The organism is Micromonospora sp. D75, assembly GCF_018070405.1.
GTDB lineage: Bacteria > Actinomycetota > Actinomycetes > Mycobacteriales > Micromonosporaceae > Micromonospora > Micromonospora chalcea.
Genome location: NZ_JAGPXV010000192.1, coordinates 1 through 9,221, shown reverse-complemented (window position 1 = coordinate 9,221; position 9,221 = coordinate 1). Strand labels below are relative to the sequence as shown.

The window sequence follows — 9,221 nt, the reverse complement described above, 5'->3', positions numbered from 1 at the left end:
TGGTCACCGTCGCCACCCGCCGGCTCACCGACGAGTGGCGCGGTGAGCACGCCCGCCGGGCACGCGAGGTCGCGGTGGCGGTCCGGCAGCCCGCGTACGCGACTGTCGCGCCGCCCGCCGACGAGGAGCCGCCCGGCGGGGACGACACGCTGAAGCTGCTGTTCCTCTGCTGTCATCCGGCGCTGCCGGTCAGCGCGCAGGTGGCGCTCACGCTGCGTGCGGTGGGCGGGCTGAGCACCGCCGAGATCGCCCGCGCGTACCTGGTGCCGGAGGCGACCATGAGCCAGCGGATCCGGCGCGCGAAGCAGCGGATCGAGGCGGCCGGCGCGCGTTTCACGCTGCCCTCGCCGGCCGACCGGGACGAGCGGCTGGGCGCGGTGCTGCGCGTGCTCTACCTGGTCTTCAACGAGGGGTACGCGGCGTCGAGCGGCGAGGCGCTGCACCGGGCGGAGCTGACCGCCGAGGCGATCCGGCTGGCCCGGGAGCTGCGCCGGCTGCTCCCGGACGACGGCGAGGTGGCCGGGCTGCTGGCGCTGATGCTGCTCACCGACGCGCACCGGGCGGCGCGTACCGGGCCGGACGGCGAGCTGGTGCCGCTGGCCGAGCAGGACCGCGGCCGGTGGGACCGGGCTGCGATCGAGGAGGGGGTGGCGCTGGTGACCGAGGCGCTGACCTGGTCGTCGCCGGGCCCGTACCAGGTGCAGGCGGCCATCGCGGCGGTGCACGCGGAGGCGCCCACCGCCGGGACCACCGACTGGCCGCAGATCGTCTCGCTCTACCGGGTGCTGGCCCACCTCGCGCCGAACCCGATGGTCACGCTGAACCAGGCGGTCGCGGTGGCCATGGTGGACGGCCCGCGCGCCGGGCTCGCGCTGCTGGAGCCGCTCGACGCCGACGGCCGGACCGCCGGCCACCACCGGCTCACCGCTGTCCGCGCGCATCTGCTCGACCTGGCCGGGGACCGGGCGGACGCGCGGGCCGCGTACCTGGCCGCCGCCCGGGCCACCACGAGCCTGCCGGAACGGCGGTACCTGCAGGCCCGCGCCGCCCGCCTGGCCGGTGACGGGCCGCGCTGATCCGCGCCCGGACAGCACGCCGGGCCGGCCCGTGGGCCGACCCGGTGGGTGTGCGTCGCGTACGTCAGCTCTTGAAGGCGTCCTTGATCTTCTCGGCGGCCTGCTTGAGCTTGGCGCCGGCCTGGTCGTTGCGGCCCTCGGCCTCCAGGCGCTCGTTGTCCGTGGCGCGGCCGACGCCCTCCTTGACCTTGCCGGAGACGTCCTGCGACGTGTTGTCGATCTTGTCGTCGAGACCCATGATGACCTCCACTGATGCGATTGCCTGACGACAACTGGTTACCCCGTCGACCGCCCGCCCAATCCCCTCACCCGATCGGGCGGAAGCGCCGCAGCCGCAGGCTGTTGCCCACCACGAAGACCGACGAGAAGGCCATCGCCGCCCCGGCGAGCATCGGGTTGAGCAGCCCGGCGGCCGCCAGCGGCAACGCCGCGACGTTGTAGGCGAACGCCCAGAACAGGTTTCCCTTGATGATCGCCAGCGTGCGCCGGGAGAGCCGGATGGCGTCCGCGGCGGCGGTCAGGTCACCCCGGACCAGCGTCAGGTCGGCGGCCTCGATGGCCGCGTCGGTGCCGGTGCCCATGGCCAGCCCGAGGTCGGCCCGGGCCAGCGCGGCGGCGTCGTTGACCCCGTCGCCGACCATCGCGACCACCCGGCCCTCGCCCTGCAGCCGCTCGACCACCGCGACCTTCTCGGCGGGCAGCACCTCCGCGATCACCTCGTCGATGCCGACCTCGGCGGCCACCGCCTTCGCCACCGTGGCGTTGTCGCCGGTGAGCAGCACCGGGGTGAGCCCCAGTTCGCGCAGCCGCGCGACGGCCGTCCGGCTGGTCGGCTTCACCGCCCCGGGCCCGCCCGTCCCAGCCGGCCAGGATCGCCGTCCGGCCGGCGGCCTCCGCGCCGGTCGCGGCCCGCGCGATCTCCTCGGGTACGTCGAGACCCCGCTCGCGCAGCAGCCGTGCCCGGCCGACCACCACGGTCCGGCCGTCCACGGTGCCGGTCACGCCCAGCCCTTCGGCGTTGGCGAACCCGCCGACCGGCGGCAGCGGTCCGGCTTCGGCCGCGGCCTCGGCGACGGCCCGCGCGATCGGGTGCTCGGAGGCGGCCTCCAGCGCGCCGGCCACCCGGAGCAGTTCGTCGGCGTCCTCGCCGTCGGCGGGCAGCACCTCGGCCAGCGCCATCCGGCCGGTGGTGACGGTGCCGGTCTTGTCCAGCACCACGGTGTCGACCCGGCGGGTGGACTCCAGCATCTCCGGCCCCTTGATCAGCACCCCGAGCTGCGCGCCGCGTCCGGTGCCGACGAGCAGCGCGGTCGGCGTGGCCAGGCCGAGCGCGCACGGGCAGGCGATGATCAGCACGGCCACCGCGGCGGTGAACGCGGCGGTCGTACCGGAACCGGTGCCGAGCCACCAGCCGAGCGTGCCGGCGGCCAGCGCGATCACGATCGGCACGAAGACGCCGGAGATCCGGTCGGCGAGCCGCTGCACCGCCGCCTTGCCGGTCTGCGCCTGCTCCACCAGCCGCGCCATCTGGGCGAGCTGGGTGTCGCCGCCGACCCGGGTGGCCCGGACGACCAGCCGGCCACCGGCGTTCACAGTCGCGCCGGTCACGGTGTCGCCCGTCCCCACCTCGACCGGCACCGACTCGCCGGTGAGCATGCTGGCGTCGACGGCCGAGGTGCCCTCCTCGACCACGCCGTCGGTGGCGATCTTCTCGCCGGGCCGGACCACGAACCGGTCGCCGACCGCGAGCCGGTCGACCGGGACCCGGACCTCCTGGCCGCCGCGCAGCACCGCGACGTCCTTGGCCCCGAGTTCGAGCAGGGCGCGCAGCGCCGCCCCGGCGGTGCGCTTGGAGCGGGCCTCGAAGTACCGCCCGGCCAGGATGAACACCGTCACCCCGGCGGCGGCCTCCAGGTAGATGTTGCCGGCGCCGTCGCCCCGGGTGATGTCGAGGCTGAACGGGTGCTTCATCCCGGGCATGCCGGCGTCGCCGAGGAAAAGCGCCCAGAGCGACCAGCCGAACGCGGCGAGCGTGCCCAGCGAGACGAGCGTGTCCATGGTCGCCGCGCCGTGCCGCAGGTTGACCAGCGCGGCGCGGTGGAACGGCAGCCCGCCCCAGACCACCACGGGGGCGGCCAGCGTGAGCGAGGCCCACTGCCAGTAGTCGAACTGCCAGGCCGGGACCATGGCGAGCACGATCACCGGCAGCGTGAGCACGGCGGAGACCCAGAGCCGGGTACGCGCGACGCGCAGCTCGTCCGCCGGCTCCCCGGCCGCTGCGGCCGCCTGCTCGGGCGGGGGCGGCACCACGGCGGTGTAACCGGTCTTCTCGACGGTGGCGATCAGGTCGGCCGGCGCGATGTCGTCGGCGTACCGGACGGTGGCCTTCTCGGTGGCGTAGTTCACTGTCGCCTCGACGCCGTCCATCCGGTTGAGCTTCTTCTCGATCCGGGCGGCACAGGACGCGCAGGTCATCCCGCCGATCGCCAGTTCGATCAGGTTCGGCGCGGTGGGCAGCGTCTTTCCTGTGGCAGTCATCGCGGCACCTCCGGCGCTCAACTGTGCCCGTGCCCCGGCGTGCCGTGTCCGGCGTCCGGGGTCGGTGCGGTGGTGGATACCGGCGCGGTCCGGTCGCCGGCCAGCACGGTGAATTCGGCGGTGTGCACCGCGTCGCCGTGCCGGAAGTCCAGGTAGAGACGGTACGCCCCGGCCGAGGGCACCTCGGCGGCGAACGTGATCGCCGGACCGGCGGGGGTGCGCCCGTCGCCGGGTGTGCCCTCCGGGTGCACGTGCAGGTACGCCAGGTCGCCCTGCCGCAGCGCCACCAGGTGCCCGTACGCGCCGAGGTAGGGCTGAAGGTCGGTGACCGGTCTCCCGTCGCGGCTGACGGAGAGCGTGAGCCGACTGGTCCGGCCCGGCTCCGGCGTGCCGGTCAGCGTGACTGTGTAGCCGTCGACGGTGGTGCTGGTCACCGGCGCCGGCAGCGGCCGGGCGGCCAGCTCGCCGGGGACCGTGACGTCCAGGCCGAGGGTCAGCGGCTCGCCGCCTTCGGGCGTGAAGTCGGCGAACGCCCGCCACACCCCGGGGCCGTCGAGCGGGGAGGCGACCCGCCAGGTGCCGTCGCCGGCCATCTCCGGGTGGACGTGCCGGAAGCCGGACAGGTCCCGGCGCGCGACGATCAAATGCATGCGCTTGTCGTGGGCCACCTCGAAGCGGGTGACCGGCGTGCCGTCCGGGCCGGTGATCCGGAAGGCGAACTGCCCGGCCGGCGCGGTGGCGGGCTGGAGCGTGTAGCCGTCTTCGGAGACGAGCAGCCCGCCGGGCAGGTGCGCGTCGGCGCCGTTCTCGTCACCGTGACCGGTGTCGCCGGTCCCGTGGTCGCTGCCGCTGTCGTCGTGGCGGGTCTCGGCGGCCGGGGCGACGGGATCGGCCAGGTTGCCGATCCCGTACGCCGCGCCGAAGACCGCCACGAGGCCGAGCGCGAAGCCGCTGAGCTTCGTCGCCGTGTTCATGGTTTCTCCTCGGTTCTGCGGGTCCCGTGGACCCGTCACGCACCGACGAGGTCGTAGCCGGCCTCGTCGACCGCCGCGCGGACGGTGTCCGTGTCCAGCGGGTTTTGACTGGTGACGGTGACCCGGCCGGTGGCCAGGTCGACCTGGACGCCGGTGACGCCCGGAAGCGCGCTCAGCTCGGTGCTCACCGAGTTGACGCAGTGGCCGCAGGTCATGCCGCTCACCTGGTAGGTGCTCTCCATGTCGCCCTCCGATCTCATACCCCCTGGGGGTACAGCCGGAACGTTAGCATACCCCCGAGGGGTACGCTATCCTCGTACTCATGACCGCTCCGTCCAGCCCGACCCGGGGCTACACCGCCAGCAAGGACCAGCTCCTCGCCCGGCTCCGCCGGATCGAGGGTCAGGTCCGTGGCATCGAGAAGATGGTCGAGGACGACCGTTACTGCATCGACGTGCTGACCCAGATCTCGGCCATCCAGGCGGCGCTGGACAAGGTCGGCCTCGGCCTGCTCGACGGGCACGCGCGGCACTGCATGCACGAGGGCGCCGCCGAGGGCCGGGCCGACGAGATGGCGACCGAGATGATGGCCGCCGTCGGCCGCCTGATGAAGCGCGGCTGAACGGGACCTCCGCCCCTCCGAGCAGGGCACATCGACCCGCGCCGACGCGCCCGTGCGGCCGTACCGTCGAAGTGGCGGGCAGGCCGGCCCCGGCGGACCCGCGGTGACGGACGGAGGGCGGCCCGATGATGTGGCAGAGCCCGATGATGGGCTGGATGTGGATCTGGTCCCTGGCGGTGCTGGCGGTGCTGGCAGGGCTCCTCTGGCTGGCCGTGCGGTGGACCGGCCCGCAGCGGTCCGGGCCGACGGCGGCCCGGCGCATCCTCGACGAGCGGTACGCCCGCGGCGAGATCGACGAGGACGAGTACCGGCGACGCCGGGCCGGACTGGCCTGACCCGCGCGGGGCGCGCGTCACCGGTCACGGTGTCCGGGAGCACCCAGCCGGGCTGCCTACCATGTCGGGGCGACGACCCGGACGTGGTCGACACGTCCGCGCCGGCCCGGTGACCAGACCGGTCCGGCGGACCAGGCGTCGCCGCGACCGTTGGGAGAGACGCCTTGGGTGCCGACCACACCCGCCCCGCACCGCCCACGCCACCGGGCGTACGGCGGCTGCTCGTCGCCGTGGTGGTGCCGCTGTTCGCGCTCACCGTGATCGCCGCGCTGGTGCTCTGGCCCCGGCAGGACCGGGAGCCGGTCGGCGGCGCGGACGTCCCCCGCTACCACGGCACCGTGACCCGGGTGGTCACCGAACCCTGCCCGCCGACGCCGGAGGCCCCGGAGGGCGCAGGCGGCCCCTGCGGCACCGCGACCGTCGCCGCCGAGCAGGGCCCGGACGCGGGACGGCAGGTCGAGACGCCGCTCCCGGCCGGACCGGGCGCGCCCCGGGTCGAGGTCGGCGACAAGATCGTCCTGGTCGAGCTGATCGACCCGGCCGATCCTTCGGTGAAGTCCTACAACATCGCCGAGCACCAGCGCGGCACACCGCTGATCTGGCTGCTGGTGCTCTTCGCCGCCGCGATCGTGGCGTTCGGCCGCTGGCGCGGGCTCGCCGCGCTCGGCGGCCTGGCGGCCAGCTTCGCCATCCTGCTCGGCTTCGTGCTGCCCGGCATCGGTGGCGGCCAGCCGCCGCTGCTGGTGGCGATCGTGGGCGCCGCGTTGATCATGTTCGTGGTGCTCTACCTGACGCACGGGATCACCGCGCAGACGTCGGTGGCGGTGCTCGGCACGCTCGGCAGCCTGGTGATCACCGGCGTGCTCGGCCTGCTCGCCACGTCCGCCACCCACCTGACCGGCTTCGGCAGCGAGGACGCCACCACGCTGTCCATGTTCCAGGGCGACGTGGACCTGCACGGACTGCTGCTGGCGGGCATCATCATCGGCTCGCTGGGCGTGCTGGACGACGTCACCGTCACCCAGGCGGCCACCGTCACCGAACTCGCGCACGCCAACCCGGGGCTGTCCCGGCGGCAGCTCTACCGGGCGGCGACCCGCGTCGGCCGGGCCCACATCGCGTCCACCGTCAACACCATCGTGCTGGCGTACGCGGGCGCGTCGCTGCCGCTGCTGCTCCTGCTGGTCGCCGACTCCCGCCCGGTGAGCCAGATCCTCACCAGCGAGTTCCTCGCCCAGGAGATCGTCCGCAGCGCGGTGGCCACGCTCGGCCTGATCGCCGCCGTACCGCTGACGACCGCACTGGCCGCGATCGTGACCACCGCCGGACGGCGCGCGCCCGGTCCGGAGCCGGCGTCGCCCGTACCCCCGCCGCCCCGTCCGCCGGCCGGACGCGACGACGCGCTGGAGGCGCTCGGCGGCGGAAAGAGTACGGAGGCGACATGGTGACACTCCGCACGGTGACCATCGATTTCAAACGCGACGCTGGTCACGGTGCGCCACGGCGAAATCTCGCTATTGGTCGGCTTCCGGACGTAGATCCGCAGGAGTGCTGTCGGGTAACCTCGCTGCCGGTCACCGCCGAAGGCGCGCACCGGCGCCAGCGGTGCCGCCGCCCAATCGCCTGCGGGCGAGCCGGGGAACCAGGTACATGGGGTGAATCCGCGCGAGCGGTAGGGGCCACTTCCGTCCCGAACCCGTCAGCTAACCCGGTCGGCGGCCGACGGAAGGGAACACTGTGACGCCACCCCTGCGCCGCTGGCTGACACCCCTGGTGGCCGTGCTGGCCTCGCTGGCAGTGCTGGCCGGGCCGAACTCGGCGACGGCGGCCCCCGCCGCGGCGGCCCCGAAGCCGTCCGGGCACGAGGAGGACGGCGAACCACCGCTCATCACCGAGGCGATCGACAGCGCCAACCGGAACTTCCTCCAGGCGAAGGCGAAGCTGGCCAAGTCGCAGGACCGCCAGCGGCGGCTGGCCGCCGAGGTACAGGCGGCACAGGCCGAACTCGAGGCGCTCAGCCCGCAGGTCAACCAGCTCGCCGCCCAGTCCTACCGGACCGGCCGGATGGGCGCGATGGCGATGCTGCTGGAGAGCAACTCGCCCGACTCGTTCGTCCGCCGCGTCAACGCCCTGGACGAGCTGAACCTCCTCAACGCGCAGCGCCTGGCCGCCATCAACGCGGTCAAGAACCGCGCCGAGACGGCCAAGATCGCGCTCGACGCCGAGGTGCGCGAGCAGGAGAAGCAGAAGAACGCGATGGAGCGCGAGAAGGTGCAGGCCGAACGCGCCCTCAAGCTCGTCGGCGGCCTCGGCTTCACCGGCGGCCTGGTCGACGCCACCTCACCGGTCGCCAAGATCGGCCCCGGCCGCACCGCCGACGGCGGCTGGAAGGCCGAGTCGTGCAGCGAGAACGACCCGACCACCTCGGGCTGCATCACGCCGCGGACGCTGCACGCCTACAAGGAGGTCCGGCGCGCCGGCTACACGCGCTTCGTGGGCTGTTACCGGCCGGGCGGGCCGTGGGAGCACCCCAAGGGCAAGGCGTGCGACTGGTCGCTGCAGAACAGCGGCTTCTCACCCTGGCACAACAACGACACCCGCAAGTACGGCAACGACGTGGCCGCCTTCCTCATCCGCAACGCCGACCGGCTGGGCATCTACTACGTGATCTGGAACCGGCAGATCTGGTTCCCGGCCACCGGCTGGAGGTCGTACAGCGGGCCGTCGAACCACACCGACCACGTCCACATGTCGATGCTCTGACCTGGACGCAGCAAGAAGGGGCCGCCCCCGTGGGCGGCCCCTTCGTCGTCCGGCGCTCCGGTCAGCCGGCCAGCGCCGCGTCCGCGTCCGCCGGCGACGAGGGAGCGGGCAGTGACGCCGGGACCTGCGCCACTGTCCGCACCTCGCCGCCGGAGAGCCGGTACGACATCCCCGCCACCGTGCACCGGCCCGCCGCGACCCGCTCGGCCAGCACGGAGGACCGGGCCAGCAGCGTCTCCACGGTCTGCGCGATGTGGACGTCGATGATGCCGTCGAGGTCGTCGATGCCCTGCCGGGCGGCGCGCAGCAGGCTGGGCGAGACCGCGTCCACCACCGCTCCCAGGTGCCCGGCCGGAGCGGCGCCGGTCCGGACCCCCTCCCGGGCGGCCTGGACCGCGCCGCAGGAGTCGTGCCCGAGCACCACCACGAGCGGCGTGCCGAGCACGGTGACCGCGTACTCGACGCTGCCGAGCACCTCGGGCCCGGCGGTGTGCCCGGCGGTACGCACCACGAAGAGGTCACCGAGACCCCGATCGAAGATGATCTCCGCGGCGAGCCGCGAGTCGGAGCAGCCGACGATCACCGCGAAGGGGTGCTGGCCGTCGGCCACCGCCGCCCGGTGCCCGGCGTCCTGATTCGGATGCTGCGGCACACCGGTGACGAACCGGTGGTTGCCGGCACGCAGCTCGGCGAGCGCCTGCTCCGGGCTTCTCGGCGTCATCTGCCTCACCTCGTCTACCTGCGGAACGACCAGGCCGGACGGCCTCGCGACTTCACGGTCACACGGCGTCAGGGGCACGTCAAGATTCGTGATACGCATTTCATACTTTCCCGTGCCGGCCCGCGTCCGATTCGGGTCGGCAGCGTCGATGGCCAGAGCATGGCCACCATGGCGACGACACCAGGTGAGGAC

At 73.8% G+C, this 9,221-nt stretch carries 9 protein-coding genes, 1 pseudogene and 1 riboswitch; of the genes and pseudogenes, 5 read left to right on the top strand and 5 right to left on the bottom strand.

Annotated features, from left to right (window positions below):
• Positions 1-1,076, top strand: a 1,076-nt coding sequence (locus tag KBX39_RS14110) for an RNA polymerase sigma factor (protein ID WP_210870957.1), incomplete at its 5' end; no start/stop codon positions are given.
• A gap of 64 nt (positions 1,077-1,140) precedes the next feature.
• On the opposite strand, the gene KBX39_RS14105 is transcribed toward KBX39_RS14110, so the two are convergent.
• The 4 genes and pseudogenes from KBX39_RS14105 to KBX39_RS14090 form a co-directional block, all read right to left on the bottom strand.
• Positions 1,141-1,314: a CsbD family protein gene (locus KBX39_RS14105; RefSeq protein WP_043330702.1), complete on the bottom strand. Its 174-nt coding sequence runs from the start codon at positions 1,312-1,314 to the stop codon at positions 1,141-1,143.
• Positions 1,315-1,381: 67 nt separating this feature from the next.
• Positions 1,382-3,614 (bottom strand): annotated as a pseudogene (locus KBX39_RS14100) (heavy metal translocating P-type ATPase).
• Between the two features lie 17 nt (positions 3,615-3,631).
• Positions 3,632-4,588 carry a hypothetical protein gene (locus KBX39_RS14095; protein ID WP_210870955.1) on the bottom strand — a complete coding sequence of 319 codons (957 nt, stop codon included), beginning with the start codon at positions 4,586-4,588 and terminating at the stop codon, positions 3,632-3,634.
• 35 nt (positions 4,589-4,623) lie between these two features.
• Positions 4,624-4,830 (bottom strand): heavy-metal-associated domain-containing protein, encoded by a 207-nt coding sequence (locus tag KBX39_RS14090; protein WP_043330704.1) that lies wholly within the window; start codon positions 4,828-4,830, stop codon positions 4,624-4,626.
• Positions 4,831-4,910: 80 nt separating this feature from the next.
• Here KBX39_RS14090 and KBX39_RS14085 point away from each other — a divergent pair, with 80 nt between their 5' ends.
• The 4 genes from KBX39_RS14085 to KBX39_RS14070 all read left to right on the top strand — a co-directional run bounded on the left by KBX39_RS14085 (position 4,911) and on the right by KBX39_RS14070 (position 8,308).
• Positions 4,911-5,210 (top strand): metal-sensitive transcriptional regulator, encoded by a 300-nt coding sequence (locus KBX39_RS14085; RefSeq protein ID WP_013283780.1) that lies wholly within the window; start codon positions 4,911-4,913, stop codon positions 5,208-5,210.
• A 125-nt stretch (positions 5,211-5,335) separates the two neighbouring features.
• The gene (locus KBX39_RS14080; protein WP_043327065.1) at positions 5,336-5,545 is read left to right on the top strand and encodes an SHOCT domain-containing protein; all 210 of its coding nucleotides are present in this window, start codon (positions 5,336-5,338) and stop codon (positions 5,543-5,545) included.
• 164 nt (positions 5,546-5,709) lie between these two features.
• A complete protein-coding gene (locus KBX39_RS14075; protein WP_113972138.1) occupies positions 5,710-6,993 on the top strand; it encodes a YibE/F family protein in 1,284 nt (427 codons plus the stop codon).
• Positions 6,994-7,147: 154 nt separating this feature from the next.
• Positions 7,148-7,279, top strand: a riboswitch (cyclic di-AMP (ydaO/yuaA leader).
• 3 nt (positions 7,280-7,282) lie between these two features.
• The gene (locus KBX39_RS14070) at positions 7,283-8,308 is read left to right on the top strand and encodes a hypothetical protein (protein ID WP_043327069.1); all 1,026 of its coding nucleotides are present in this window, start codon (positions 7,283-7,285) and stop codon (positions 8,306-8,308) included.
• 61 nt (positions 8,309-8,369) lie between these two features.
• Here KBX39_RS14070 and KBX39_RS14065 read toward each other — a convergent pair whose 3' ends face one another.
• Positions 8,370-9,029, bottom strand: a complete 660-nt coding sequence (locus KBX39_RS14065) for a carbonic anhydrase (protein ID WP_043327072.1) — start codon at positions 9,027-9,029, stop codon at positions 8,370-8,372.
• Positions 9,030-9,221 lie beyond the last annotated feature (192 nt).